Source organism: Citrobacter sp. wls710 (assembly GCF_005281115.1).
Taxonomy (GTDB): Bacteria; Pseudomonadota; Gammaproteobacteria; order Enterobacterales; family Enterobacteriaceae; genus Citrobacter; species Citrobacter werkmanii.
The window spans coordinates 59,319-85,067 of sequence record NZ_SZXD01000032.1 but is presented as its reverse complement, the minus strand read 5'-3'; the positions used below and the strand labels follow the sequence as shown (position 1 = coordinate 85,067).

Annotated in this window: 27 protein-coding genes; 14 read left to right on the top strand and 13 right to left on the bottom strand. The window is 53.2% G+C overall.

The features are described from left to right. Nucleotides 1-105 precede the first annotated feature (105 nt). Nucleotides 106-363, bottom strand: coding sequence for a 50S ribosomal protein L27 (rpmA, locus tag FDX14_RS13985; RefSeq protein WP_003025030.1), 258 nt, complete (start codon nt 361-363; stop codon nt 106-108). A 19-nt stretch (nt 364-382) separates the two neighbouring features. After that, complete coding sequence (rplU, locus tag FDX14_RS13980) at nt 383-694, bottom strand: 50S ribosomal protein L21 (protein ID WP_003025032.1); 312 nt, start codon at nt 692-694, stop codon at nt 383-385. Between the two features lie 258 nt (nt 695-952). Between rplU and ispB the strand changes: the two genes are divergently transcribed. Together ispB and sfsB are read left to right on the top strand one after the other, a co-directional pair. After that, nucleotides 953-1,924, top strand: a complete 972-nt coding sequence (gene ispB, locus FDX14_RS13975; RefSeq protein WP_003025033.1) for an octaprenyl diphosphate synthase — start codon at nt 953-955, stop codon at nt 1,922-1,924. 224 nt (nt 1,925-2,148) lie between these two features. Next, entirely contained in the window at nt 2,149-2,433 is a 285-nt protein-coding gene (gene sfsB / locus FDX14_RS13970; RefSeq protein WP_042311284.1) for a DNA-binding transcriptional regulator SfsB, read from the top strand. A 56-nt stretch (nt 2,434-2,489) separates the two neighbouring features. Here the strand turns inward: sfsB and murA are convergent, their stop codons facing one another. From murA to mlaF, 7 genes are all read right to left on the bottom strand, one after another. Beyond that, nucleotides 2,490-3,749: a UDP-N-acetylglucosamine 1-carboxyvinyltransferase gene (gene murA, locus FDX14_RS13965; RefSeq protein ID WP_006687871.1), complete on the bottom strand. Its 1,260-nt coding sequence runs from the start codon at nt 3,747-3,749 to the stop codon at nt 2,490-2,492. Between the two features lie 53 nt (nt 3,750-3,802). Next, on the bottom strand, nt 3,803-4,057 hold the full coding sequence (gene ibaG, locus FDX14_RS13960) for a BolA family iron metabolism protein IbaG (RefSeq protein ID WP_032940719.1): 255 nt from the start codon (nt 4,055-4,057) through the stop codon (nt 3,803-3,805). Nucleotides 4,058-4,226: 169 nt separating this feature from the next. Further along, nucleotides 4,227-4,520 carry a lipid asymmetry maintenance protein MlaB gene (gene mlaB / locus FDX14_RS13955; RefSeq protein ID WP_042311286.1) on the bottom strand — a complete coding sequence of 98 codons (294 nt, stop codon included), beginning with the start codon at nt 4,518-4,520 and terminating at the stop codon, nt 4,227-4,229. After that, nucleotides 4,520-5,155: a phospholipid-binding protein MlaC gene (mlaC, locus tag FDX14_RS13950; RefSeq protein ID WP_038634253.1), complete on the bottom strand. Its 636-nt coding sequence runs from the start codon at nt 5,153-5,155 to the stop codon at nt 4,520-4,522. Before mlaC ends, mlaB begins: the two co-directional genes overlap by 1 nt. A gap of 18 nt (nt 5,156-5,173) precedes the next feature. After that, entirely contained in the window at nt 5,174-5,731 is a 558-nt protein-coding gene (gene mlaD / locus FDX14_RS13945; RefSeq protein ID WP_047026392.1) for an outer membrane lipid asymmetry maintenance protein MlaD, read from the bottom strand. A 4-nt stretch (nt 5,732-5,735) separates the two neighbouring features. Further along, complete coding sequence (mlaE, locus tag FDX14_RS13940; protein ID WP_042311287.1) at nt 5,736-6,518, bottom strand: lipid asymmetry maintenance ABC transporter permease subunit MlaE; 783 nt, start codon at nt 6,516-6,518, stop codon at nt 5,736-5,738. Between the two features lie 7 nt (nt 6,519-6,525). After that, entirely contained in the window at nt 6,526-7,338 is an 813-nt protein-coding gene (gene mlaF, locus FDX14_RS13935; RefSeq protein ID WP_003828749.1) for a phospholipid ABC transporter ATP-binding protein MlaF, read from the bottom strand. A gap of 215 nt (nt 7,339-7,553) precedes the next feature. On the opposite strand from mlaF, the gene FDX14_RS13930 reads away from it, so the two are divergent. From FDX14_RS13930 to npr, 11 genes are all read left to right on the top strand, one after another. Next, entirely contained in the window at nt 7,554-8,531 is a 978-nt protein-coding gene (locus FDX14_RS13930; protein ID WP_042311289.1) for a calcium/sodium antiporter, read from the top strand. Nucleotides 8,532-8,544: 13 nt separating this feature from the next. Next, a complete protein-coding gene (kdsD, locus tag FDX14_RS13925) occupies nt 8,545-9,531 on the top strand; it encodes an arabinose-5-phosphate isomerase KdsD (protein ID WP_038634261.1) in 987 nt (328 codons plus the stop codon). Between the two features lie 20 nt (nt 9,532-9,551). After that, entirely contained in the window at nt 9,552-10,118 is a 567-nt protein-coding gene (gene kdsC / locus FDX14_RS13920; protein ID WP_137349700.1) for a 3-deoxy-manno-octulosonate-8-phosphatase KdsC, read from the top strand. Next, complete coding sequence (lptC, locus tag FDX14_RS13915; protein WP_061382523.1) at nt 10,115-10,690, top strand: LPS export ABC transporter periplasmic protein LptC; 576 nt, start codon at nt 10,115-10,117, stop codon at nt 10,688-10,690. Before kdsC ends, lptC begins: the two co-directional genes overlap by 4 nt. Further along, nucleotides 10,659-11,207, top strand: a complete 549-nt coding sequence (gene lptA, locus FDX14_RS13910) for a lipopolysaccharide ABC transporter substrate-binding protein LptA (RefSeq protein ID WP_042311295.1) — start codon at nt 10,659-10,661, stop codon at nt 11,205-11,207. The genes lptC and lptA overlap by 32 nt, the downstream gene beginning before the upstream one ends. 6 nt (nt 11,208-11,213) lie before the next feature. Next, nucleotides 11,214-11,939 (top strand): LPS export ABC transporter ATP-binding protein, encoded by a 726-nt coding sequence (gene lptB / locus FDX14_RS13905; protein WP_003025073.1) that lies wholly within the window; start codon nt 11,214-11,216, stop codon nt 11,937-11,939. Between the two features lie 46 nt (nt 11,940-11,985). Further along, complete coding sequence (rpoN, locus tag FDX14_RS13900; RefSeq protein WP_038634272.1) at nt 11,986-13,419, top strand: RNA polymerase factor sigma-54; 1,434 nt, start codon at nt 11,986-11,988, stop codon at nt 13,417-13,419. Nucleotides 13,420-13,441: 22 nt separating this feature from the next. Next, nucleotides 13,442-13,729 carry a ribosome hibernation promoting factor gene (hpf, locus tag FDX14_RS13895; protein ID WP_038634275.1) on the top strand — a complete coding sequence of 96 codons (288 nt, stop codon included), beginning with the start codon at nt 13,442-13,444 and terminating at the stop codon, nt 13,727-13,729. 83 nt (nt 13,730-13,812) lie between these two features. After that, on the top strand, nt 13,813-14,304 hold the full coding sequence (gene ptsN, locus FDX14_RS13890) for a PTS IIA-like nitrogen regulatory protein PtsN (protein ID WP_042311297.1): 492 nt from the start codon (nt 13,813-13,815) through the stop codon (nt 14,302-14,304). Between the two features lie 45 nt (nt 14,305-14,349). After that, the gene (gene rapZ / locus FDX14_RS13885) at nt 14,350-15,204 is read left to right on the top strand and encodes an RNase adapter RapZ (RefSeq protein ID WP_137349699.1); all 855 of its coding nucleotides are present in this window, start codon (nt 14,350-14,352) and stop codon (nt 15,202-15,204) included. Next, nucleotides 15,201-15,473 carry a PTS phosphocarrier protein NPr gene (npr, locus tag FDX14_RS13880; protein ID WP_003828770.1) on the top strand — a complete coding sequence of 91 codons (273 nt, stop codon included), beginning with the start codon at nt 15,201-15,203 and terminating at the stop codon, nt 15,471-15,473. Before rapZ ends, npr begins: the two co-directional genes overlap by 4 nt. Nucleotides 15,474-15,539: 66 nt before the next feature. Here the strand turns inward: npr and mtgA are convergent, their stop codons facing one another. From mtgA to mnmL, 4 genes are all read right to left on the bottom strand, one after another. Beyond that, nucleotides 15,540-16,259, bottom strand: coding sequence for a monofunctional biosynthetic peptidoglycan transglycosylase (mtgA, locus tag FDX14_RS13875; RefSeq protein ID WP_042311299.1), 720 nt, complete (start codon nt 16,257-16,259; stop codon nt 15,540-15,542). Beyond that, nucleotides 16,256-16,909: an isoprenoid biosynthesis glyoxalase ElbB gene (gene elbB, locus FDX14_RS13870; RefSeq protein WP_061382524.1), complete on the bottom strand. Its 654-nt coding sequence runs from the start codon at nt 16,907-16,909 to the stop codon at nt 16,256-16,258. Before elbB ends, mtgA begins: the two co-directional genes overlap by 4 nt. A 229-nt stretch (nt 16,910-17,138) precedes the next feature. After that, nucleotides 17,139-19,475 (bottom strand): aerobic respiration two-component sensor histidine kinase ArcB, encoded by a 2,337-nt coding sequence (gene arcB, locus FDX14_RS13865; protein ID WP_061382525.1) that lies wholly within the window; start codon nt 19,473-19,475, stop codon nt 17,139-17,141. A gap of 197 nt (nt 19,476-19,672) precedes the next feature. Continuing rightward, nucleotides 19,673-20,602 carry a tRNA modification radical SAM protein MnmL/YtqA gene (gene mnmL / locus FDX14_RS13860; protein WP_137349728.1) on the bottom strand — a complete coding sequence of 310 codons (930 nt, stop codon included), beginning with the start codon at nt 20,600-20,602 and terminating at the stop codon, nt 19,673-19,675. 684 nt (nt 20,603-21,286) lie between these two features. Between mnmL and gltB the strand changes: the two genes are divergently transcribed. Then, on the top strand, nt 21,287-25,747 hold the full coding sequence (gene gltB / locus FDX14_RS13855) for a glutamate synthase large subunit (protein ID WP_137349698.1): 4,461 nt from the start codon (nt 21,287-21,289) through the stop codon (nt 25,745-25,747). Nucleotides 25,748-25,749 lie beyond the last annotated feature (2 nt).

The window sequence follows — 25,749 nt, the reverse complement described above, 5'->3', positions numbered from 1 at the left end:
GTTTCCGGTTTATCACGGCGCGACGAGCATATTTACCGGCCGTCGAATGTAAAAAGCCCCGCAACGTGTTGCGGGGCTTTTATCCGTTACCGGGACGCGAAAAACTTATTCAGCAACGATGCTGATGAATTTACGGTTTTTCGGGCCTTTCACTTCAAATTTCACTTTACCGTCTGCTTTAGCAAACAAAGTGTGGTCTTTGCCGCAACCAACGTTGGAGCCAGCGTGGAATTTAGTACCACGTTGACGAACGATGATGCTACCAGCCAGAACTGTTTCACCGCCGAAGCGTTTTACGCCCAGACGTTTAGCTTCTGAATCGCGACCGTTACGAGTCGAGCCGCCAGCCTTTTTATGTGCCATTTAATCTGCTCCCCTTAACTTAAGCGCTGATGCCAGTGATTTTCACATCAGTGAACCACTGACGATGGCCCTGCTGCTTACGGTAGTGTTTACGACGACGAAACTTAACGATTTTAACTTTCTCGCCACGACCGTGAGCAACAACTTCAGCTTTGATAACGCCGCCATCAACGAAAGGAACGCCGATTTTGACTTCTTCACCGTTTGCGATCATCAGAACTTCAGCGAATTCAACAGATTCGCCAGTTGCGATGTCCAGCTTTTCCAGGCGAACGGTCTGACCTTCGCTTACTCGGTGTTGTTTACCACCACTTTGGAAAACCGCGTACATAAAAAACTCCGCTTCCGCGCACACCTTTTTGATGATTCAGAGTGCGCTATAAATATTCACAATAGGGCGCGAATATTACGCAAAACGCGAGCCTTTGACAAGTGCTACCGTCAATACATGAAGAAAAAAAACACAACACGTACGGTAACGTTTATCTACGGCGTTTTTTCAGTACAATCAGCATATATTTATAACCCTGAACCCGACGTTACCTCGCCATACAGTGAGGTAATCGGGGCGAGAAGCCCGGCTTTTGCGATGAATTTAGAAAAAATCAATGAGTTAACCGCGCAAGATATGGCGGGGGTCAATGCGACAATCCTTGAACAGCTCAATTCCGACGTCCAGTTGATCAATCAGTTAGGGTACTACATCGTGAGCGGCGGCGGAAAACGCATTCGCCCAATGATCGCAGTACTTGCAGCACGTGCCGTTGGTTACCAGGAAAATGCGCATGTTACGATTGCGGCTCTCATCGAGTTTATCCACACCGCGACCCTGCTGCATGACGATGTTGTGGATGAGTCTGATATGCGACGCGGAAAAGCCACAGCAAATGCGGCGTTTGGTAATGCGGCCAGCGTGCTGGTCGGCGATTTTATCTATACCCGCGCATTTCAGATGATGACCAGCCTCGGCTCGCTGAAAGTACTGGAAGTTATGTCGAAAGCGGTCAACGTCATCGCAGAAGGTGAAGTTCTGCAGTTGATGAACGTCAACGACCCGGACATCACCGAAGAAAACTATATGCGCGTCATCTACAGCAAGACGGCGCGTTTGTTTGAAGCCGCAGCCCAATGCTCAGGTATTCTGGCTGGCTGCAGCGAAGAACAAGAGAAAGGGTTGCAGGATTATGGCCGTTATCTCGGGACTGCGTTTCAGTTAATTGACGATTTACTGGATTACAGCGCAGATGGCGAGCAACTGGGTAAAAACGTCGGCGATGACCTTAACGAAGGTAAACCGACGCTACCGCTGCTGCATGCCATGCGCCACGGCACTCCAGAACAAGCGCAGATGATCCGCCAGGCCATTGAGCAAGGTAACGGTCGTCACCTTCTGGAGCCGGTTCTGGAAGCGATGAACGCCTGTGGCTCACTGGAGTGGACCCGACAGCGGGCGGAAGAAGAGGCCGATAAAGCCATCGCCGCGTTGCAGGTGTTGCCTGATACGCCATGGAGAGAAGCGCTGATTGGTCTGGCGCATATCGCCGTACAGCGCGACCGCTAATTCCCCTGCCCTCAATCCCCCATCATCCCGTGCCCCGCACGGGATGTTCTTATAAAGTCCGATAAATCTTTTCCACTTCCCAGACCGTTACGCACAATCTTGGTATATTCCGAATATATACACACTTTACATGAACATTTTAGAACATTTGCTCTTTGGGAGTTATAGTGTCGCCACAACCGATCGTGGAACCGTAAGTCATTAACCCAAGGAGAGATGAATTTATGGAAAGCAAGCTGATTGACTGGCATCCGGCCGACATCATCGCCGGGCTGCGCAAAAAAGGGACCTCAATGGCCGCTGAGTCACGTAAAAATGGATTGAGTTCATCAACGCTGGCCAATGCGTTAACACGACCATGGCCAAAAGGTGAGTTGATTATCGCCCAGGCACTGGGAACTGACCCTTGGGTGATTTGGCCGTCACGCTATCACGATGCGAAAACGCATGAATTCATCGACAGAACACGGATGATGAGGGGACCGAGAGGGAAAAAGAATCCTGAATGAACATTAAGCAGTAACCCCCGGGCCAAAGACCTGGGGGTTACAATAGGCGTTGATGATTACTCGCCTTTCACACGCTCAATGTTTGCGCCCAGCGCGCGCAGTTTATCTTCGATGCGCTCATAGCCGCGATCGATGTGATAAATACGATCGACCACCGTCGTACCTTCAGCAATACAACCTGCCAGCACTAAACTTGCAGATGCACGCAGATCGGTCGCCATCACCTGTGCGCCAGAGAGCGTTTCCACGCCGTGGCAAATCACGGTGTTGCTTTCAATTTCCGCGTGAGCGCCCATACGGCTCAGCTCAGGCACGTGCATGAAGCGGTTCTCAAACACGGTTTCCGTGATGAAGCCCGTCCCTTCTGCCACCAGGTTCAGCAGCGTGAACTGGGCCTGCATATCGGTCGGGAACGCCGGGTGCGGCGCAGTGCGCACATTGACCGCCTTCGGACGCTTGCCGTGCATGTCGAGGCTAATCCAGTCGTCGCCGACTTCGATATCCGCACCCGCATCACGCAGCTTCGCCAGGACGGCATCCAGCGTGTCCGGCTGTGCATTGCGGCAGATAATTTTGCCGCGAGAAATCGCCGCCGCCACCAGGAAAGTACCGGTTTCAATACGGTCTGGCAGAACGCGATAAACACCACCGCCGAGACGTTCAACGCCTTCGATGGTAATACGATCGGTGCCCTGGCCAGTGATCTTCGCGCCCAGCGTAATCAGGAAGTTCGCGGTATCGACGATCTCTGGCTCGCGCGCGGCGTTTTCGATGATAGTGGTGCCTTCAGCAAGTGTTGCCGCACACATAATAGTGACCGTCGCACCGACGCTCACTTTATCCATGACGATGTGCGCGCCTTTCAGACGACCATCAACGGACGCCTTCACATAGCCTTCTTCCAGCTTGATCGTCGCGCCTAACTGCTCCAGACCGGTAATGTGCAGGTCAACCGGACGCGCGCCGATGGTGCAACCACCCGGCAGTGAAACCTGACCCTGGCCAAAACGAGCAACCAACGGTCCGAGCGCCCAGATAGACGCACGCATGGTTTTTACCAGATCATACGGTGCACAGAAGACGTTAACGTCACGCGCATCAATGTGCACGGAACCATTACGCTCAACTTTCGCCCCCAACTGGCTCAGTAGCTTCATGGAGGTGTCAACGTCCTTCAGTTTCGGGACGTTTTGGATCTCTACAGGTTCTTCCGCCAGCAGCGCCGCAAAAAGGATCGGCAGTGCAGCGTTTTTAGCGCCTGAAATTGTGACTTCGCCCTGGAGCTTCGTTGGCCCCTGAACACGAAATTTATCCATTATTCTGTTCTCTGTTAAGAATTTATCTTCGCTACCGGCACATCACCCGTAGCTCAAAAACCGTTAAGTTTGCGATCACGCGCCCATTCCGCTGGGGTAAACGCTTTAATCGACAAAGCATGAATGCGGTTGTCCGCAATGTATTCCATCAACGGGCCATAGACCGATTGCTGTTTCTTGACCCGGCTCATGCCTTCAAACATCTCACCCACGGCAATAACCTGAAAGTGACTGCCGTCGCCAGAAACGTGGACTTCCTGGAGGGAGAGTGCATTCATCAGCACGCTCTGAATTTCATTATTTTCCATGGGCTCTTCATTCGTCAGATAGTGAAAACAGCCCAACATCTTAGAGCAAAGTGGCGCTGTCATAAATAAGCAAAAAGCCTCGCTGATAAATCAGACAAGGCTTTGGTGGCAGATCCCCTGTGATGGGGGTGCTGAATGTAGGCACAAGGCCTTATCCAGCCTGAAAAAATTAACGCGGAAGGACGTCGTCGGGCAGATTGTAAAGCTGCGCCAGCGTGTAAACTTTATCGTTAACGCCAGCGAGCGAAACGCTGTTCCCCTGCTGCTTGCCCTGATCGATCAAGTGCAGCAGTAACGCCAGACCACCGGTATCCACCCGGGAAACCTGGTTCAGGTCGATGCAAGTTACCCCTTGCATCGCCTCAACTCGTGCATCCCATAATGGATTTAACACGTCCTGATCCAGCTCTCCCACCAGCACCAGCTTGTCAGCTTCACGCATCCAGGTGAGTGACTGCGTCATTATTTTTTCTCTTCCAGGGTAATTTTCTGCTGAGAAATAGATTTCAGCTGTGCCGTCAGGCCATCGATACCTTTGGTACGCAGCAGATCGCTCCACTCATTCTGTTTGGTGGTGATCATACTTACGCCTTCGGCGATCATGTCATACGCCTGCCAGTTACCGGTTTGCGAGTTTTTACGCCACTGGAAATCCAGACGAACCGGAGGACGGCCATTCGGATCGATAATGGTCACGCGGATAGGCACGATGGTCGCATCACCCAGCGGCTGCTCAGGAGCAATCTGGTAGGTCTGACCGTGGTACATTGCCAGCGCCTGACCGTAAGCCTGCTTCAGGTATTCACGAAAGGCGGCGAAATAGGCGTCACGCTGTGCCGGGGTCGCTTCTTTGTAGTAGCGGCCCAGGACCAGCGCACCGGCGTATTTAACCTGTACGTATGGCAACAATTCCTGATCGACAACATCGCGCAGGTAATCCGGGTTTGCGCGGATTTTAGGTTGCTCGTTTTTCAGGCGGTCAAAGGTCTTCTGCGCCGCCTCATTCATCAATTTGTACGGGTTAGTCTGATCCGCTGCGGTTGCCGCGCTAAGGGGGGCAATGATCAGCATTGCCACCATCATCAATCGTTTAAACATACGTCGATTCTCCTGAGATTATTTCGTTGCGCCCGCAGGCGTAGTGGCTTCATTATTGCCTTCAGTTGCGGCTGGCGCATCGCCAGAATTCTTATTGTCATCACCTTTACTGTTGCTGTTGTAAAGGAACTGACCAATCATGTCTTCCAGCACCATCGCGGATTTCGTGTCCTGAATCGTACCGCCATCTTTGAGGATAGACGTTCCCAGCTCAGGATCTTCAAAACCGACGTTCAATGCCAGATACTGCTCGCCCAGCAGGCCGGAAGTACGGATGCTCAGTGAACTGGTGTCTGGAATATGGTTAAAACGCGATTCGATTTCCAACGTCACGCGCGGCAGATACGTTTTCGGATCTAACGAGATATCCGATACACGTCCAACCACCACCCCGCCAATCCGCACAGGAGAGCGTTCTTTCAGGCCGCCGATATTATCAAAGGTCGCATAAATCGTGTAAGTCGGCTCAGTACGCATTGAGGTAACATTCGCTGCTTTCAGGCAGACAAACAGCGCAGCCAGCAGCGCAACCAGTAAGAATAACCCGACCCAAATTTCATTTTTTTTCGTTTGCATGAACTCAATTCCCAAACATCAGTGCGGTGAGCACAAAATCCAGCCCCAGAACGGCGAGAGAGGCGTGCACAACGGTGCGTGTCGTTGCCCGGCTAATGCCGGCTGAGGTCGGGATCGCATCATAACCATTGAACAATGCAATCCAGGTGACCGTAATGGCGAACACCACGCTTTTAATCAGACAGTTGACCAGATCCAGACGCCAGTCGACGGCATTTTGCATCGCCGACCAGAAAAAGCCTGCATCAATACCTTTCCAGCTTACGCCAACCAGCGAACCGCCCCAGATCCCTACCGCGACAAAAATAACTGTCAACAGCGGTAATGAAATGACACCAGCCCAAAAACGCGGAGAGATCACCCGACGCAGTGGATCGACGGCCATCATTTCCAGACTGGAGAGCTGTTCGGTTGCCCGCATCAGGCCAATCTCTGCGGTTAAGGCCGATCCGGCGCGCCCGGCAAACAGTAGCGCCGCAACAACCGGCCCCAGCTCACGTAACAATGACAGCGCCACCAGCATGCCAAGGCTGGTTTCCGCGCTGTAGGTTGTCAGAACCAGGTATCCCTGCAACCCCAGCACCATACCGATAAACACACCAGAAACAATAATGATCAGCATCGATAAGACACCGACATTATAGAGCTGGCGTATCAGCAACGGCGCATGTTTGCGAAACTCCGGCTTGCCGACAAGCGCATTGAACAACATTAATCCGGCTCGCCCGAACGTCCTGAGGGTTTTAATCCCTCGATGTCCGAGTGATGCCAGCGCATTTAACAACATGGGTGGCTTAACTCCCTGTTTTGAGTAAATCGATGTGGTAGTCGCCCGCCGGGTAACGGAACGGAACCGGCCCATCAGCAATACCGTCAAGGAACTGACGTACGCGCGGGTCGGCATTTTCTTGCAGAGCCTGAGCACTACCGTAGGCCACTATTTTTTTGTCCGCCATAATATAGGCGTAATCTGCAATACTCAGCACCTCAGGCACATCATGGGACACCACCACACAGGTGACGCCCAGCGCACTGTTCAGTTCCGAAATCAGTTTCACCAGCACGCCCATAGTAATGGGGTCCTGGCCGACGAACGGTTCGTCAAACATAATGAGGTCAGGTTCCAGCGCGATGGCGCGTGCTAACGCGGCGCGGCGTGCCATCCCACCGGATAATTCAGAAGGCATTAATTTTGCCGCGCCCCGCAGACCAACGGCCTCAAGCTTCATCATCACCGTGCTCTTCAGCAATGGCGCCGGCAACGTTGTATGCTCGCGTAGCGGATACGCGACGTTGTCAAACACGTTCATGTCGGTAAACAGCGCACCAGACTGAAACAGCATGCTCATGCGCTTACGTACGGTAAATAAACGCGAACGGGACATAGCCGGAACGTTTTCGCCGTCAAACAGGATCTCGCCCTTATCCGGAGGGATCTGTCCGCCAATCAGACGCAACAGCGTCGTTTTGCCGATGCCTGATGGCCCCATGATCGCCGTCACCTTACCGCGCGGTACCGTCAGGGAAATATTATCAAAGATGCAGCGGTCGCCTCGGGAAAAGCTGACATCGCGCATATCGACTAGATTCGCCACAGACTGCCCCATTGATTCATCCTTTACTATTGCCTCGTTGATCGAAGAGTTTGGCGCTCAATTTAGCCCTGAACCCAACATATTTACAGATTATTGCCTGTCCTGGTTAGCGAAAGCTGGCATTTGTTTTACTTTTTAGCCGCATAAAGTCAAAATTAAGACTTCGTTACGGCTTCCAGAAGATCCTTCAAGTGGACCGGCGAGTATACCTGAAGAAAGGACTTTAGATGCTTTTAGCGACGGCGCTGTTAATAATTGGTTTACTTCTGGTGGTCTACGGTGCCGACCGTCTGGTATTTGCCGCATCCATTTTATGTCGAAATTTCGGTATCCCCCCCATTATTATTGGGATGACCGTCGTCAGCGTAGGGACGTCGTTACCCGAGATCATTGTCTCTGTGGCTGCATCAATAAATGGGCAACTCGATCTGGCCGTCGGTACCGCTATCGGCTCTAACATTACCAACATTCTGCTTATTTTAGGTCTGTCGGCGCTGATTCATCCTTTTACCGTGCATTCTGATGTTCTGCGTCGTGAATTACCGCTAATGTTGCTGGTAAGTCTTTTAGCCGCATCCGTCCTGTATGACGGCCAGTTGAGTCGTAGTGACGGTTTCTTTCTCCTGCTTCTGGCCGTGCTATGGCTGCTATTCATTGTTAAAATCGCTCGTCTGGCTGAGCGACAAGGCAATGACACGCTGACCCGGGAGCAGATAGCGGAGCTTCCGCGCGAAGGCGGATTACCGGTCGCGTTTTTGTGGCTGGGCATTGCGCTGATTATTATGCCAATGGCAACACGGATGGTGGTGGACAATGCCACTGTACTGGCGAACTATTTCGCCATGAGCGAACTCACCATCGGGCTGACGGTAGTCGCTATTGGTACCAGCCTGCCAGAGCTGGCAACGGCCATTGCGGGTCTGCGTAAAGGCGAAAACGACATCGCCGTTGGCAACATCATCGGCGCGAACATTTTTAATATTGTTATCGTCCTCGGACTGCCGGCGCTGATTACGCCGGGTGAAGTCAACCCGATGGCCTTCATCCGTGACTATAGCGTCATGCTGCTGGTGAGCGTAATTTTTGCACTACTCTGCTGGCGACGTCCGCGCCAGATTGGTCGCGGCGCGGGTGCGCTGCTGACCGGCGGTTTTATCATATGGCTGGCGATGCTGTATTGGTTATCGCCACTTCTCGTTGGATAACTGGAAACGCATTATGTCGCACTTAGAGTTGCAACCGGGTTTTGACTTTCAGCAAGCAGGCAAGGAAGTCCTGGCAATTGAACGTGAAGGCCTGGCGGAGCTTGATCAGTACATTAATCAAAACTTTACCCTCGCTTGTGAAAAAATATTCAGTTGCCCGGGAAAAGTGGTGGTGATGGGGATGGGGAAATCCGGACATATCGGACGGAAGATGGCGGCCACATTTGCCAGCACCGGCACCCCCTCATTTTTCGTACATCCTGGCGAAGCCGCGCATGGCGATCTGGGTATGGTCTCGCCGCAGGATGTGGTTATTGCCATCTCAAACTCCGGTGAATCCAATGAGATAGCGGCGTTAATCCCGGTATTAAAACGTCTTCATGTCCCGCTTATTTGCATGACTGGCCGTCCGGAAAGCAGCATGGCGCGTGCGGCAGATGTGCATCTGTGTGTTAAAGTGCCCAAGGAAGCTTGCCCATTAGGCCTGGCGCCGACCAGTAGCACCACTGCAACGCTGGTGATGGGTGATGCTCTTGCCGTGGCGTTATTAAAAGCGCGTGGCTTCACCGCGGAAGATTTTGCGTTATCGCATCCAGGTGGCGCACTGGGCCGTAAGCTTTTGCTGCGAGTTAACGATATTATGCATACGGGCGATGAAATCCCGCATGTGAATAAAAGCGCCAGCCTGCGTGACGCCTTACTTGAGATCACACGTAAAAATCTCGGCATGACCGTCATTTGCGATGATGCAATGAAGATTGACGGTATTTTCACCGATGGCGATTTACGTCGCGTCTTTGATATGGGTGTAGATGTACGCCAGTTAGGCATTGCCGATGTGATGACCCCTGGAGGCATTCGCGTGCGTCCGGGCATTCTTGCCGTTGATGCTCTGAACTTAATGCAGTCCCGCCATATCACTTCGGTAATGGTTGCTGATGGCGACCAGTTACTCGGTGTGTTACATATGCATGATCTGCTGCGTGCAGGTGTAGTGTAAGAAACTCAAGGATAAAGAAAATGAGTAAAGCAGGTGCGTCGCTTGCGACCTGTTATGGACCCATCAGCGCTGACGTTATCACCCGGGCAGAGAACATCCGTTTGCTGATCCTGGATGTGGATGGCGTACTGTCTGATGGTCTGATTTATATGGGCAACAACGGTGAAGAGCTGAAGGCTTTTAATGTCCGCGATGGCTACGGAATCCGCTGTGCGCTCACTTCCGGTATTGAGGTTGCTATTATTACCGGACGAAAGGCTAAACTTGTAGAAGATCGCTGTGCCACATTGGGGATCACGCATCTGTATCAGGGGCAGTCAGACAAACTGATTGCCTTTGACGATCTGCTTGGAAAACTGGCGATCGCGCCGGAAAATGTGGCCTATGTTGGCGATGACCTGATTGATTGGCCAGTGATGGCAAAAGTGGGATTAAGCGTAGCGGTGGCGGATGCCCATCCATTGCTGATTCCACGTGCCGACTACGTCACCCGTATCGACGGTGGACGCGGCGCTGTACGTGAAGTCTGCGATTTATTACTCCTGGCGCAGGGCAAACTGGACGAGGCCAAAGGGCAATCGATATGAGCAAAACCAGACGTTGGGTTATCATTCTACTGTCGCTGGCTGTCCTTGTGATGATTGGTATTAACCTGGCAGACAAAGACGAGGCCACTCAGGTCGCCGTCAATAACAACGAGCCAACCTATAAAAGCGAACATACCGATACCGTCGTGTATAGTCCGGAAGGCGCGCTGAGCTATCACTTGATCGCCCAACACGTTGAATATTATTCAGAACAAGCGGTTTCGTGGTTTACTCAACCGGTATTAACCACGTTTGATAAGGATAAAGTACCGACCTGGTCAATCAAGGCCGATAAAGCCAAATTGACCAACGATCGGATGCTGTATCTGTACGGCCATGTTGAAGTTAACGCCCTGGTGCCTGACTCTCAACTACGCAGAATTACGACCGATAACGCACAGGTTAACCTGGTGACTCAAGACGTCACTTCTGATGATCTTGTCACGTTATATGGCACAACATTTAACTCCAGCGGACTGAAGATGCGCGGCAACTTACGCAACAAGAACGCCGAGCTGATTGAAAAGGTTAGAACCTCATATGAAATCCAAAACAAACAAACTCAGCCTTAATCTTGTACTTGCCAGCTCACTTCTGGCCGCCAGCATTCCGGCATTTGCCGTCACCGGCGATACCGAGCAGCCGATTCACATTGAGTCGGACCAGCAGTCCCTGGATATGCAGGGCAACGTGGTGACGTTTACTGGCAACGTGATTGTGACCCAGGGCACCATCAAAATTAACGCCGATAAAGTCGTTGTGACCCGCCCGGGCGGTGAAGACGGTAAAGAAGTGATTGATGGTTACGGTGATCCAGCCACGTTTTACCAGATGCAGGACAACGGTAAGCCAGTGAAAGGCCGCGCCTCACACATGCACTATGAACTGGCGAAAGACTTCGTCGTTCTCACCGGTAAGGCTTACCTGGAACAGCTTGATAGCAACATCACAGGCGATAAGATCACCTATCTGGTAAAAGAGCAGAAAATGCAAGCCTTCAGCGATAAAGGCAAACGCGTCACCACCGTTCTGGTTCCGTCGCAGTTGCAGGACAAAAACAAGGCTCCGGCAGAGAAAAAAGGTAACTGATTCGTTATGGCAACATTAACTGCAAAGAACCTTGCAAAGGCCTATAAGGGCCGCCGTGTGGTGGAAGATGTCAGTCTGACCGTCAACTCCGGGGAGATCGTCGGTCTGCTCGGTCCTAACGGTGCGGGTAAGACAACGACCTTTTACATGGTGGTCGGCATTGTCCCGCGCGATGCGGGCAACATTATCATTGATGACGAAGATATCAGTCTGCTGCCACTGCATGCGCGCGCGCGTCGCGGCATCGGCTACCTGCCGCAGGAAGCGTCGATTTTCCGTCGCCTGAGCGTGTTTGATAACCTGATGGCGGTACTGCAAATTCGTGACGATCTCACCAGCGAGCAGCGGGAAGATCGCGCCAATGAGCTGATGGAAGAATTCCATATCGAACATCTGCGTGACAGCATGGGCCAATCGCTCTCCGGTGGTGAACGACGCCGTGTGGAAATCGCCCGCGCGCTGGCCGCGAATCCGAAATTTATCCTGCTTGATGAACCGTTTGCCGGTGTTGACCCGATTTCCGTTATCGATATCAAACGGATCATCGAACACCTGCGCGACAGCGGGCTTGGGGTGTTGATTACCGACCATAACGTCCGCGAAACGCTGGCAGTGTGTGAGCGCGCCTATATCGTGAGCCAGGGACACCTGATCGCCCACGGCACGCCGACAGAAATACTGCAGGATGAGCACGTTAAGCGCGTATACCTTGGGGAAGACTTCAGACTCTGATAGGGTAGAAGACTTCACGTCACCGCAGGAGAGAACAACTCTGAACATGAAGCAAGGTTTGCAACTCAGGCTTAGCCAACAACTGGCGATGACGCCTCAGCTACAACAGGCGATCCGTCTGTTGCAGCTGTCCACGCTGGAACTTCAGCAAGAACTTCAGCAAGCGCTGGAAAGTAACCCACTGCTCGAGCAAACCGATCTTCACGACGAAATTGATACCCAGGAAAAACAGGACAGCGAATCCCTCGATACCGCAGATGCGCTCGAACAAAAAGAGATGCCAGAGGAACTACCGCTTGACGCCAGTTGGGATGAAATCTACACCGCCGGTACGCCTTCAGGCACCAGCGGAGATTACATCGACGACGAACTGCCTGTGTACCAGGGTGAGACTACGCAATCGCTGCAGGATTACCTGATGTGGCAAGTGGAGCTGACCCCGTTCTCGGATACCGATCGCGCCATTGCGACATCGATTGTTGATGCAGTTGACGAAACCGGTTATCTCACCGTGACACTGGACGATATTCTCGAAAGCATGGGCGATGACGACGTCGGTATGGATGAAATCGAAGCCGTGCTTAAACGCGTTCAGCGCTTTGATCCCGTTGGCGTGGCAGCCAAAGATCTGCGTGACTGCTTACTGATCCAACTTTCGCAATTTGATAAGTCCACGCCATGGCTGGAAGAAGCGCGTCTGATCATCAGCGATCACCTCGATTTGTTAGCCAACCATGACTTTCGCTCGCTGATGCGCGTAACCCGACTGAAAGAAGACGTGCTGAAAGAAGCCGTCAACCTCATCCAGTCGCTCGATCCCCGCCCAGGACAGTCGATCCAGACCGGCGAGCCGGAATACGTCATCCCGGATGTGCTGGTGCGTAAGCATAACGATCGCTGGGTGGTCGAACTCAACGGCGACAGCATTCCACGCTTGCAGATTAACCAGCATTACGCCGCGATGTGCAATAGCGCGCGCAACGATGCTGACAGCCAGTTTATTCGTAGTAATTTGCAGGACGCAAAGTGGCTGATTAAGAGTCTGGAAAGCCGCAATGATACGCTGCTGCGCGTCAGTCGCTGTATCGTTGAACAGCAGCAAGCCTTCTTTGAGCAAGGCGAAGAATTTATGAAACCGATGGTGCTGGCGGATATCGCCCAGGCCGTCGAGATGCACGAATCGACCATTTCCCGAGTGACCACGCAAAAGTATCTGCACAGTCCGCGCGGCATATTTGAACTGAAGTATTTCTTTTCCAGTCACGTTAACACTGAAGGCGGGGGCGAAGCCTCATCCACAGCTATCCGCGCACTGGTGAAGAAATTAATTGCTGCGGAGAACCCCGCGAAACCGCTGAGTGACAGCAAGTTAACCTCTATGCTGTCGGATCAGGGTATCATGGTGGCACGCCGCACCGTTGCGAAGTACCGAGAGTCTTTATCCATTCCGCCGTCTAACCAGCGCAAACAGCTGGTATGACCCAACCGATAAGGAAGACACTATGCAGCTCAACATCACTGGAAACAACGTCGAAATCACGGAAGCTCTGCGCGAGTTTGTTAATACCAAGTTCGCCAAGCTTGAACAATATTTCGACCGGATTAATCAGGTCTATATTGTGTTGAAAGTGGAGAAGGTTACACATATCTCGGATGCAACACTGCATGTAAACGGTGGCGAAATTCATGCCAGCGCGGAAGGTCAGGATATGTACGCCGCCATTGACGGTTTAATTGATAAACTGGCTCGGCAGTTAACAAAACATAAAGATAAACTGAAACAGCACTAACTTGTCCGGGCAGTTAGCGGGTGCAGGACGGCCTGTTGTGCAGCACAACGGGCCATTTGTACGGTTAGCGCTTAGGTGAAATTATGATAAATAACGATACGACTCTACAACTGAGCAATGTTCTTAACCAGGAATGTACGCGTGCGGCCGTTCACTGCCAAAGCAAGAAACGCGCACTGGAAATCATCAGTGAACTGGCGGCAAAACAGCTCAGCCTGCCCTCTCAGGTGGTATTTGAAGCCATTCTGACGCGTGAAAAAATGGGCAGTACCGGCATCGGTAACGGTATTGCCATCCCGCATGGCAAGCTGGAAGAAGACACGATGCGCGCGGTTGGTGTGTTTGTGCAACTCGAAACGCCCATCGCCTTCGACGCCATTGATAATCAACCCGTCGATCTGCTTTTCGCCCTGCTGGTCCCGGCAGACCAAACCAAGACACATTTGCATACATTGTCGCTGGTCGCCAAACGTCTGGCAGATAAAACCATCTGCCGTCGCCTGCGCGCCGCACAGAGTGACCAGGAGTTGTATCAAATCATCACGGACACCGAAGGTGGACAGGATGAAGCATAACAACCCAATGGCATCCTTTTTTGTCGTTGTGAGGAGAAACAGTACATGGTACTGATGATCGTCAGCGGTCGTTCAGGGTCAGGCAAATCCGTCGCCCTGCGTGCGCTGGAAGATATGGGTTTTTACTGCGTGGATAACCTTCCCGTAGTGCTGTTGCCCGATCTGGCTCGTACACTGGCCGATCGCCAGATTTCTGCGGCTGTCAGCATTGACGTGCGTAACATGCCGGAATCCCCGGAGATTTTTGAGCAGGCAATGAACAATCTGCCCGAAGGCTTCTCACCGCAGCTGCTATTCCTTGATGCTGACCGTAACACACTGATTCGCCGCTACAGCGACACACGTCGTTTGCACCCCCTCTACAGCAAAAACTTATCGCTGGAAAGCGCTATCGATAAAGAAAGCGATTTGCTGGAGCCGCTGCGTTCCCGCGCAGACCTGATTGTTGATACCTCCGAAATGTCCGTACACGAACTGGCGGAAATGTTGCGTACCCGACTGCTGGGCAAACGCGAACGCGAATTGACGATGGTATTCGAATCCTTTGGTTTCAAACACGGTATCCCGATTGACGCGGACTACGTCTTTGACGTGCGCTTCCTGCCCAACCCACACTGGGATCCGAAGCTGCGCCCGATGACTGGTCTTGACCGTCCCGTCGCCGCCTTCCTCGACAGGCACACAGAAGTACACAATTTTATCTACCAGACCCGCAGCTATCTTGAGCTATGGTTACCCATGCTGGAGACCAACAACCGCAGCTACCTCACCGTAGCCATCGGCTGTACCGGCGGGAAACACCGTTCGGTGTATATTGCAGAGCAGCTGGCAGACTACTTCCGCTCACGCGGTAAAAACGTGCAGTCACGCCATCGTACGCTGGAAAAACGTAAATCATGACCGTGAAGCAAACCGTTGAAATCACCAATAAGCTGGGCATGCATGCCCGGCCAGCAATGAAACTTTTTGAATTGATGCAGGGTTTCGAAGCAGAAGTTTTGCTGCGTAATGATGAAGGAACGGAAGCCGAGGCGAACAGCGTTATCGCGCTGCTGATGCTGGATTCTGCGAAGGGGCGTCAGATAGAAGTTGAAGCTACAGGCCCGCAGGAAGTTGAAGCCCTGGCCGCGGTGATTGCCCTGTTTAATTCAGGGTTCGATGAAGATTGATCGAGAGCACAGAACGTAGCCAGTAGGCCGGATAAGGCGTTTACGCCGCATCCGGCAATAACTCCGCTAATACAGCTTATTTTCCCGCATAAACGACTCACCGCCTAACTGGCGCATTTGCCGCATAATCCACGCCTGACGGCTGCGCACATAACCTGACGGCGCACTCGCCTTAAAGCGAATCGGGTTAGGCAGCACGGCCGCCAGCAAGGCCGCTTCAGACAGACTCAGGCGACTGGCAGGTTTATGAAAATACCGTTGTGCTGCCGCCTCCACACCGAAGACGCCATCGCCAAACTCCGCAACGTTCAGATAGACGGTCAGAATACGTTTCTTACTCCAGACCGTTTCCATCCCCAGCGTTAACCCGGCTTCAAGGCCCTTACGCACCCAGCTACGCCCATCCCACAGAAAGAGGTTTTTTGCCGTCTGTTGCGATAACGTTGACGCCCCACGAATACGGTTTTCATTACGTTCATTATGCGCCAGCGCTTTCTCGATGGCAGAGACATCGAATCCCCAATGGTCAGGGAACTTCTGGTCCTCGGCGGCAATCACCGCCAGTCCCATCCACGGTGAGATCTCATCCATACTCACCCAGTCCGAATGCGCCACATACCCGAAATCACCAGACAACCATGCACCCAGTTGCCGTTCGACCATCACCGCCGAGAACGGTACCGGCATCACGCTGAAAAGGGCGATGCCCCCGCCCCAGAATACGGCGAGGACGATCACCGCCCGTAGAAAGATGCGCCGCAGAAAAGCGGTAACGCCTTTTCTCATTCCGCCAGCACCAGCACACGCGAGACCAGTTTATCGATGCCACTCGCGGCCTGAGCGATATCCTGCGCCAGCATATAGGCGGGCGTGGTGACGATTTTGTTGTCTTCATCAACGACAATGTCGTCAACCGGACAAGGCACATGTTCTGCGCCCATCTCTTCCAGTACCTCTGCCGTATCGATATCAGTGCCAATGGTCAGACGCAGCGGAAAATCAAAAATTTTGGGTAACATGGCGGGCGCAATGCACATAAATCCCAGCGGCTTACCCATCTGATGCATGGCAACTGCCAGCGCGGCTAAATCGCTGTCAATCCGGCATTCGCTGCCCTGGCTGGCAAAATTACTCAGGTTTTTGGCGGCGCCAAAACCACCCGGCACGATCAACGCATCCAGTTCCGTTGAGACCGCCTGAGCAAGCGGGCGAATCTCGCCGCGAGTGATGCGAGCGGCTTCAATCAGGACATTACGTGTTTCCGGCATCGGTTCGCCGGTCAGATGATTAATCACATCAGCTTGTTGTTTATCCGGTGCGAAGCAGACGGCCTGCGCGCCGTTGCGGGCAATGGCCAGCAGCGTGAGTACGGTTTCATGGATCTCTGCACCGTCATACACACCGCATCCGCTGAGCACGACTCCCACTTTTTTCATCGTGATACTCCTTTCTCAACTGGCTGAAACATATTAGTTATTATGATTTAAATGCTACGCTTCACACATTTAACTGATTCATGTAACAAATTATTTAAGATTTGCTATCTTAACTGCGTGCGGCCTGAAAAATAGGGCTGCGCCTTTGTACACAATGACAATAATTTACGGCGCAGCCACGATTTCCCTGGTGTTGGCGCAGTATTCGCGCACCCCGGTCAAGCCGGGGTCATTTTTTTTCCACGCTCGCCACCCAGGCTTTTAGTACCGCCACGTCGTGCTGCCACTCCTGCTTCATCTCTTCAATCCATTCAGCAACGTTATCTTCCCAGGCAGGAAGATCTGGCGACTGGATTTGCTGACCTAACTGTTGCAGATGACGCAGCCCCACCGAACCTGCCGCACCTTTAATTTTATGACCTTCCTCAACCACGCCTTTTTTATCACGTGCAGTCAGATTGGATTCCAGCACGCTCAAATATCCCGGCATCATTTTCTCAAACACCGCCAGCCCGTCGGTAATTAACTTCGGACCCACCAGCTCGAGGTATTGTTCCAACATAGGAATATCTAACAGCGCTTGCGATTTACTGCTCTCTTCAGATGTCACAGTGCTCTCCTCTTTGTTTCGGGTATCCCAGTATTTTTTGATCATGGCGGTTAAAGCCGGGACTGACAGCGGCTTACTCAGCACGTCGTCCATTCCCGCCTCCAGATACTCTTTTTTATCTTTCAGAACGTTGGCGGTAAGGGCCACCAGCGGCGGCAAGTCTTCACGCGCGTATTTTTGCGTCAACTCGCGGGAGATATCCAGCCCGGTCATATCCGGTAGCTGAATATCCAGTAATACCAGGTCATATTCACCCGGCGTGAACATTTCCAGCGCGGCTTTCCCGGTCATGGCGACATCCACGCTATTACCCAGTTTTTCCAGCACTGAACGCGCGACAATGACGTTCAGTTCAATGTCTTCCACCAGCAGTACATTCAGGGCGGGCAGCGGCATGTCATCATCTTCAAAAGCATCTTCAATCTCTTCCGCTACCGCCGGCGCATGCACGGTCAGCGTAAAGACAGAGCCTTTACCAGCCTGGCTGGAGACCGTAATATCGCCACCCATATTTTTCGCCAGACGCTTTGATACGGCCAGGCCAATCCCGGTTCCCGTTGCCGGTTTGCCGCCGTTACTGTCCTTCACCTGATAATACATGGCGAAGATTTTATCCTGCTCATCCTGCGGAATACCGATCCCGGAATCTTCTACCTCGAAATGCAGCATATTCCCCTGGTCATAGCGCGCCCGCACGGTCACCTGCCCCTGCTGGGTGAACTTCACGGCGTTGCTGATCAGATTCCACAGAATCTGGCGCAAACGCGTGCCGTCGGTAATCACTTTATGCGGCAACGGTAGCGTTGGCTCAAGCACAAACCGCAGCCCTTTTTGCTGTGCCTGCAGGCCAGAGAGGTTTTCCAGATCCGCCATAAAGCTGGTGAAATCGATTGGCTGGTTATCAAGCTGGACTTTACGCCGCTCCATCTTATCCATATCGATAATATCGTTGAAAATATTGCCCAACGTCACGGCAGAGACATGGATAGTTTTCAGGTATTTTTCCTGCTCGGCGGTCAAATCCGTATCCAGCAGGATCCGGCTTAAGCCAACAATGCCGTTCAGCGGGGTACGCAGCTCATGACTGATGGTGGAAATAAACGTGGTCTTATCGCGGCTGGCGCGTTCAAGCGCGTCCTGATAACGCTTACGTTCAGTAATATCGCGACCAAAGCCCATCAGACCATGTCGTTTACCGACGCGGTCGTAGTAAGGCACTTTACGAATTTCAAAGCAGGCTTTGCGTCCATCCGGGTAGTCCAGCCACTGTTCATAAGTGAGCGAGACGTTATGACGAAACACCTTCTCGTCGGTCTCAATAACTTTTTCCGCCGCCTCAGGGGAGTAAACGTCAGCCGGTTTTAAATTCACCAGTTGCTTTTCACTCTTGCCGGTCAGCAGCTCCATGGCGCGGTTACAGCCGGAAAATTCTTTATCTTCATTACGATAAAAGACCAGATCCGGCGAGGCATCAAGGAAAGAGCGTAAAAATGAAGACTGTTGCTCAAGCTGAATCTGCGCCTCTTCGCGCTCTTTGATTTCGACCTTCAGCTGTTCAAACGTTTCCTGGCGCTCCGCTTCGGCTTTTTCACGCTCAACAATTTCCTGATTGAGCTGGGCAATATTGTCTTTCAACTGCACATTGAGCTTGAGATCGCGCTCGCGCATCTCTTCCAGCTTTTGCACCAGTCGTGACAGACGCTGCCGGGACTCTTCCAGTTGCTCCACCACCACTGACAAAAAATAGACGGCCCAGGGGGTAATTAACAGACCAAAAAAGATAGAGCGGATGACATCAATGCTTTCTACCTGGCCATGCAGCACCATGGTGACAGCCATTTGCACCACAATTGCCAACACCACCAAAGCCAGCGCTAATAGCAGCGAAAAGCGCACCAGACCCAACTTCATCATCAGGTCGACATAATATTGCGCCAGCATACGAATTTGCTTCATAGAGGGTTCCTTCACGACAACTTGGCACAATAATACTCAATTCTCAGCGTGACGCTGAAGATTGTGCAAGAAATGCGGAGGTTATCGGTGAAATGACTGGGTAGGCGGTACGCCGGATAAGGCATAGCCGCCATCCGGCAATGTGCGCCGGGCCGCCTGATGGCGCGCAGCTTTCAGGCCTACATGACTACGGATGGTTAGCTCCCCGGCTGAATCCACGGCGTACCCAGCGCCGAGCCTTGCACGCCGTGCTCGTTAAGGTACTTATCCAGTTCGACCATCCCCGTCCAGCGATTTTCACACCATAGCGGCGCCAACAGCGTTGGGCGACGCGCGCTGGCGGAAATACGATGATAAATCACTTCCGGCGGCGTATGGCGGATCATCTCCCCTGCGGTAATCGTGTAGTCGTCCAGTTCAATCCCGTTCAGCCGCCCGGCTTCCCAGGCTTTCGCCATCGTACTGCCTTTCACAATATGCAGCGGATGCAGCTTAATACCGTCAACGCCCGTCTCCACCACACGTTCCATGGTTTGCAGACATTCTGCCTGCCCTTCTCCCGGCAGACCGACGATCAGATGCGAGCACACTTTCAGCCCGCGCGTGCGCGCCAGCCGTGTGGTGTTTTGGTAGCAGGCGAAATCATGGCCGCGGTTAATTCGGTGTAGGGTTTTGTCATGCGCGGTTTGCAGGCCGAGCTCCAGCCACACTTCATAGCCCAGGTCTTTATACTCACAAAGCAGATCAAGCACCGCTTCCGGCACACAGTCGGGGCGCGTCCCAACGCATAACCCAACGATACTGGCCTGGCTGACCGCCTGTTGATACATCGAACGCAGCACCTGTACTTCAGCAAAGGTGCTGGTGTAGGCCTGGAAATAGGCCAGATAGCGTTTTGCGCGATTGACCAGGTGCGCCTGATGCTCAAGCTGCTCGGCAATGGAATGGTGCTGCTGCGCTTCATCGGCAAACGAGGCGACATTACAGAAAGTACATCCGCCGCGCCCGATGGTGCCATCGCGATTTGGACAGCTAAAACCGCCGTGCAGCGTGAGTTTATGAACCTTTTGTCCATAACGGCGAGAAAGATCCCCACCAAACATATTGACTAATTTCTGTAACTGCATAATCTGGTAGACCGCGCCTTGAAAAGAGGCCAAAGCCTGCCATTTTTTTCCCCAGTCGGCGATGACCTGGATCAATCGCCCTGGCGAGCCTTTATTCATTGCATAACAAATCAAAATAATCGAAATTTCATTCACTAAAAATGTAATTACTTTTCCTTATATTCGACTGTTTTTTTTATCTTCTTATACTCTTTGCATAAAAACAGTATCTTTAAGACGCCAAAACTTTAAAAACCAGCATAAAATGCCAGGCATCTCGATAAACAAAGGCAGGACGAGGGATATACAGCCGTTCTGACAGTGAGACAGATCACACTTCCCTGACCGTTCCCCCTACGTTAAACCGATGTAAAAAATCCTTTTATTTCAGCAATTTCATAAAGTTAATCGCCCTATAGCACATTTTTGCATAAATAAGATTGCCATTTGACCTGTGTGTGGATTCCCGATAACGTGGAAATCCGCTGGAAGCTTTCTGGATGAGCAGCCTGCTCATCATATTTATGCAGTAATTGAGATTCCCTCTGAAGCAAGTCCTCAAACTTGTTTGACCTGTGCGAAAAGGATAAAGAGGGCGAATGCGAGGTAAGCGTATGACACGCAAACCCCGTCGCCATGCTCTTGGTGTGCCCGTGCGCAACGGTTCAGATGGGAATCCCGCAGAGCCTGGGGAGGTTCACTCATATGTTGTACGATAAATCCCTTGAGAGGGATAACTGTGGTTTCGGCCTGATCGCCCACATAGAAGGCGAACCTAGCCACAAGGTAGTGCGTACCGCCATACACGCACTGGCCCGCATGCAGCACCGTGGCGCAATTCTTGCCGATGGAAAAACCGGCGATGGTTGCGGCCTGCTGTTACAAAAACCGGATCGCTTTTTCCGCATCGTGGCGCAAGAGCGCGGCTGGCGTTTAGCCAAAAACTACGCCGTCGGCATGATCTTTTTAAATAAAGACGCTGAACTGGCAGCAGCCTCTCGCCGCATAGTTGAAGAAGAATTACAGCAGGAGACCCTGTCAATTGTCGGCTGGCGCGACGTGCCGACCAACGAAGGTGTTCTCGGTGAAATCGCTCTATCCTCCCTGCCTCGTATTGAGCAAATTTTCGTTAACGCTCCTGCGGGTTGGCGTCCGCGTGATATGGAACGACGTCTGTTTATCGCCCGTCGTCGTATTGAAAAACGCCTCCTGCAAGATAAAGACTTCTACGTCTGTAGCCTGTCGAATCTGGTGAATATTTATAAAGGTCTGTGTATGCCGGCGGATCTGCCGCGCTTTTACCTGGACCTCGCGGACCTGCGTCTGGAGTCGGCCATCTGCCTGTTCCACCAACGCTTTTCCACCAACACCGTGCCGCGCTGGCCGCTGGCGCAGCCGTTCCGCTATCTGGCGCACAACGGCGAGATCAACACCATCACCGGCAACCGCCAGTGGGCGCGCGCCCGTACCTATAAATTCCAGACGCCGCTGATCCCTGACCTGCACGACGCCGCGCCGTTCGTGAACGAAACCGGATCCGACTCCAGCTCCATGGATAACATGCTTGAGCTGCTGCTGGCGGGCGGGATGGACATCATCCGCGCCATGCGTTTACTAGTGCCGCCAGCCTGGCAGAACAACCCGGATATGGATCCGGAGCTGCGCGCGTTCTTTGACTTCAACTCTATGCACATGGAACCGTGGGACGGCCCGGCGGGCATCGTCATGTCCGACGGTCGCTTTGCCGCCTGTAACCTCGATCGTAACGGCCTGCGCCCGGCGCGCTACGTCATCACCAAAGACAAGCTGATTACCTGCGCCTCTGAGGTCGGGATCTGGGATTACCAGCCGGATGAAGTGGTGGAAAAAGGCCGCGTCGGCCCTGGCGAGCTGATGGTTATCGACACCCGCAGCGGGCGCATTCTGCACTCTGCCGAAACCGACAATGACCTGAAAAGCCGCCACCCCTACAAAGAGTGGATGGAGAAAAACGTTCGTCGTCTGGTGCCGTTCGAAGAGCTGGCTGACGATCAGGTCGGCAGCCGCGAGCTGGACGATGATACCCTCGCCAGCTACCAGAAACAGTTTAACTACAGCGCCGAAGAGCTGGATTCCGTCATTCGCGTACTCGGTGAAAATGGTCAGGAAGCGGTTGGCTCAATGGGTGACGATACCCCGTTTGCCGTGCTGTCCAGCCAGCCGCGCATCATTTATGACTACTTCCGCCAGCAGTTCGCGCAGGTGACTAACCCGCCTATCGACCCGCTGCGTGAAGCGCACGTTATGTCGCTGGCCACCAGCATCGGTCGCGAGATGAATGTCTTCTGCGAAGCGGAAGGTCAGGCACACCGTCTGAGCTTTAAATCGCCGATCCTGCTGTACTCCGATTTCACCCAGCTCACCACCATGAAAGAGGAGCATTATCGCGCTGACCGTCTGGATATCACCTTCGACGTGACCGAAACCACGCTCGAAGAGACCGTCAAAGCCTTGTGCGATAAGGCGGAACAGATGGTACGTAACGGCACGGTACTGCTGGTGCTCTCTGACCGTAATATCGCAAAAAACCGTCTGCCGGTTCCGGCACCAATGGCCGTGGGCGCAGTGCAAACGCGTCTGGTAGAACAAAGCCTGCGTTGCGACGCCAACATCATCGTTGAAACGGCGAGCGCCCGTGACCCGCACCACTTCGCGGTACTGCTCGGCTTTGGCGCGACAGCCATTTATCCGTATCTGGCGTATGAAACGCTGGGGCGTCTGATCGACACTCAGGCGATTGCCAAAGATTACCGGACCGTGATGCTGAACTACCGTAACGGCATCAACAAAGGTCTGTACAAAATCATGTCCAAAATGGGCATCTCAACCATCGCCTCTTACCGCTGCTCGAAGCTGTTTGAAGCCGTTGGTCTGCATGATGATGTCGTGGCGCTGTGCTTCCAGGGCGTAGTCAGCCGCATCAGCGGCGCAGGGTTTGTCGACTTCCAGCAGGATCTGCTAAACCTCTCGAAACATGCCTGGCTGGCGCGGAAACCTATTAGCCAGGGCGGTTTGCTGAAGTACGTCCACGGCGGCGAATACCACGCTTACAACCCGGACGTGGTGCGCACACTGCAACAGGCAGTACAAAGCGGCGAATACAGCGACTATCAGGAATATGCCAGGCTGGTCAATGAGCGTCCGGCGGCCACGCTGCGCGATCTGCTGGCGATTACGCCCGGCGATGAAGCCGTGAGCATTGACGAGGTAGAACCCGCGAGCGAATTATTTAAACGCTTTGATACCGCAGCCATGTCTATCGGCGCATTGAGCCCGGAAGCACACGAGGCGTTGGCGGAAGCGATGAACAGCATCGGTGGTAACTCTAACTCTGGCGAAGGCGGCGAAGATCCTGCGCGTTATGGCACCAACAAGGTATCGCGTATTAAGCAGGTGGCTTCCGGTCGCTTTGGCGTAACCCCGGCGTACCTGGTCAACGCCGACGTCATTCAGATTAAAGTCGCTCAGGGCGCGAAACCGGGCGAAGGCGGTCAGTTGCCGGGTGATAAAGTTACCCCGTACATCGCTAAACTGCGCTATTCAGTGCCGGGCGTGACGCTGATCTCCCCGCCGCCGCACCACGATATCTACTCTATCGAGGACTTAGCGCAGCTGATTTTCGACCTCAAACAGGTCAACCCGAAAGCGATGATCTCGGTGAAGCTGGTTTCTGAACCAGGCGTCGGCACCATCGCCACCGGCGTGGCAAAAGCCTATGCAGACCTCATCACCATCGCTGGCTACGACGGCGGCACCGGCGCAAGCCCGCTCTCCTCGGTGAAATATGCGGGCTGCCCATGGGAGCTGGGTCTGGTGGAGACCCAGCAGGCGCTGGTCGCCAACGGTCTGCGTCACAAGATTCGTCTGCAGGTCGATGGCGGTCTGAAAACTGGCGTGGATATCATTAAAGCGGCGATTCTCGGCGCGGAAAGCTTCGGTTTCGGCACCGGTCCAATGGTCGCGCTGGGCTGTAAATATCTGCGTATTTGCCATCTGAACAACTGCGCAACCGGCGTGGCAACTCAGGACGACAAACTGCGTAAGAACCACTATCACGGTCTGCCGTTCAAAGTGACCAACTACTTTGAATTTATCGCCCGCGAAGTGCGCGAGCTGATGGCCGAGCTGGGCGTGAAACGTCTGGTGGATCTGATTGGTCGTACCGACCTGCTCAAAGAGCTGGAAGGGTTTACCGCCAAACAGCAGAAGCTGGAGCTGTCGCGTCTGCTGGAAACCGCCGAGCCGCATCCTGGTAAGGCGTTGTTCTGCACCGAGAACAACCCGCCGTTTGATAACGGCGTATTGAACGCACAGCTCCTGCAACAAGCAAAACCGTATGTCGACGAGCGCCAGAGCAAAACCTTCTGGTTCGATATCCGCAACACCGACCGTTCCGTGGGTGCATCGCTGTCTGGCTATATTGCCCAGACCCACGGCGATCAGGGGCTGGCATCTGACCCGATTAAAGCGCACTTCAACGGTACTGCGGGCCAGAGCTTTGGCGTGTGGAACGCGGGCGGCGTGGAGCTGTATCTGACCGGCGATGCCAACGACTATGTCGGTAAAGGCATGGCGGGCGGCCTGCTGGCAGTGCGTCCTCCGGTTGGCTCGGCTTTCCGTAGCCATGAGGCGAGCATCATCGGTAACACCTGCCTGTACGGCGCCACCGGCGGTCGTCTGTTTGCAGCAGGCCGTGCGGGCGAGCGCTTTGCGGTGCGTAACTCCGGCGCTATCACCGTGGTGGAAGGTATCGGCGACAACGGCTGCGAGTATATGACCGGCGGCATCGTCTGTATTCTCGGTAAAACGGGCGTCAACTTCGGGGCGGGTATGACGGGCGGATTCGCCTACGTACTGGATGAAGACGGCGAGTTCCGCAAGCGCGTGAACCCGGAACTGGTGGAAGTGCTGGACGTTGATTCTCTGGCCATTCATGAGGAACACCTGCGCGGTCTGATTACCGAGCACGTGCAACATACCGGCTCTTCACACGGCGAAGAGATCCTGGCTAACTGGCCAGCATTCTCAGCGAAATTCGCGCTGGTAAAACCAAAATCCAGTGATGTGAAAGCACTGTTGGGTCACCGTAGTCGTAGCGCAGCAGAGCTGCGTGTGCAGGCGCAGTAAGG

Bases quoted from the DNA above. Each gene is read 5' to 3' on its own strand.
- rpmA (WP_003025030.1), bottom strand. From the start codon at position 363: ATGGCACATAAAAAGGCTGGCGGCTCGACTCGTAACGGTCGCGATTCA.
- rplU (WP_003025032.1), bottom strand. From the start codon at position 694: ATGTACGCGGTTTTCCAAAGTGGTGGTAAACAACACCGAGTAAGCGAA.
- ispB (WP_003025033.1), top strand. From the start codon at position 953: ATGAATTTAGAAAAAATCAATGAGTTAACCGCGCAAGATATGGCGGGG.
- sfsB (WP_042311284.1), top strand. From the start codon at position 2,149: ATGGAAAGCAAGCTGATTGACTGGCATCCGGCCGACATCATCGCCGGG.
- murA (WP_006687871.1), bottom strand. From the start codon at position 3,749: ATGGATAAATTTCGTGTTCAGGGGCCAACGAAGCTCCAGGGCGAAGTC.
- ibaG (WP_032940719.1), bottom strand. From the start codon at position 4,057: ATGGAAAATAATGAAATTCAGAGCGTGCTGATGAATGCACTCTCCCTC.
- mlaB (WP_042311286.1), bottom strand. From the start codon at position 4,520: ATGACGCAGTCACTCACCTGGATGCGTGAAGCTGACAAGCTGGTGCTG.
- mlaC (WP_038634253.1), bottom strand. From the start codon at position 5,155: ATGTTTAAACGATTGATGATGGTGGCAATGCTGATCATTGCCCCCCTT.
- mlaD (WP_047026392.1), bottom strand. From the start codon at position 5,731: ATGCAAACGAAAAAAAATGAAATTTGGGTCGGGTTATTCTTACTGGTT.
- mlaE (WP_042311287.1), bottom strand. From the start codon at position 6,518: ATGTTGTTAAATGCGCTGGCATCACTCGGACATCGAGGGATTAAAACC.
- mlaF (WP_003828749.1), bottom strand. From the start codon at position 7,338: ATGGGGCAGTCTGTGGCGAATCTAGTCGATATGCGCGATGTCAGCTTT.
- FDX14_RS13930 (WP_042311289.1), top strand. From the start codon at position 7,554: ATGCTTTTAGCGACGGCGCTGTTAATAATTGGTTTACTTCTGGTGGTC.
- kdsD (WP_038634261.1), top strand. From the start codon at position 8,545: ATGTCGCACTTAGAGTTGCAACCGGGTTTTGACTTTCAGCAAGCAGGC.
- kdsC (WP_137349700.1), top strand. From the start codon at position 9,552: ATGAGTAAAGCAGGTGCGTCGCTTGCGACCTGTTATGGACCCATCAGC.
- lptC (WP_061382523.1), top strand. From the start codon at position 10,115: ATGAGCAAAACCAGACGTTGGGTTATCATTCTACTGTCGCTGGCTGTC.
- lptA (WP_042311295.1), top strand. From the start codon at position 10,659: ATGAAATCCAAAACAAACAAACTCAGCCTTAATCTTGTACTTGCCAGC.
- lptB (WP_003025073.1), top strand. From the start codon at position 11,214: ATGGCAACATTAACTGCAAAGAACCTTGCAAAGGCCTATAAGGGCCGC.
- rpoN (WP_038634272.1), top strand. From the start codon at position 11,986: ATGAAGCAAGGTTTGCAACTCAGGCTTAGCCAACAACTGGCGATGACG.
- hpf (WP_038634275.1), top strand. From the start codon at position 13,442: ATGCAGCTCAACATCACTGGAAACAACGTCGAAATCACGGAAGCTCTG.
- ptsN (WP_042311297.1), top strand. From the start codon at position 13,813: ATGATAAATAACGATACGACTCTACAACTGAGCAATGTTCTTAACCAG.
- rapZ (WP_137349699.1), top strand. From the start codon at position 14,350: ATGGTACTGATGATCGTCAGCGGTCGTTCAGGGTCAGGCAAATCCGTC.
- npr (WP_003828770.1), top strand. From the start codon at position 15,201: ATGACCGTGAAGCAAACCGTTGAAATCACCAATAAGCTGGGCATGCAT.
- mtgA (WP_042311299.1), bottom strand. From the start codon at position 16,259: ATGAGAAAAGGCGTTACCGCTTTTCTGCGGCGCATCTTTCTACGGGCG.
- elbB (WP_061382524.1), bottom strand. From the start codon at position 16,909: ATGAAAAAAGTGGGAGTCGTGCTCAGCGGATGCGGTGTGTATGACGGT.
- arcB (WP_061382525.1), bottom strand. From the start codon at position 19,475: ATGAAGCAAATTCGTATGCTGGCGCAATATTATGTCGACCTGATGATG.
- mnmL (WP_137349728.1), bottom strand. From the start codon at position 20,602: ATGCAGTTACAGAAATTAGTCAATATGTTTGGTGGGGATCTTTCTCGC.
- gltB (WP_137349698.1), top strand. From the start codon at position 21,287: ATGTTGTACGATAAATCCCTTGAGAGGGATAACTGTGGTTTCGGCCTG.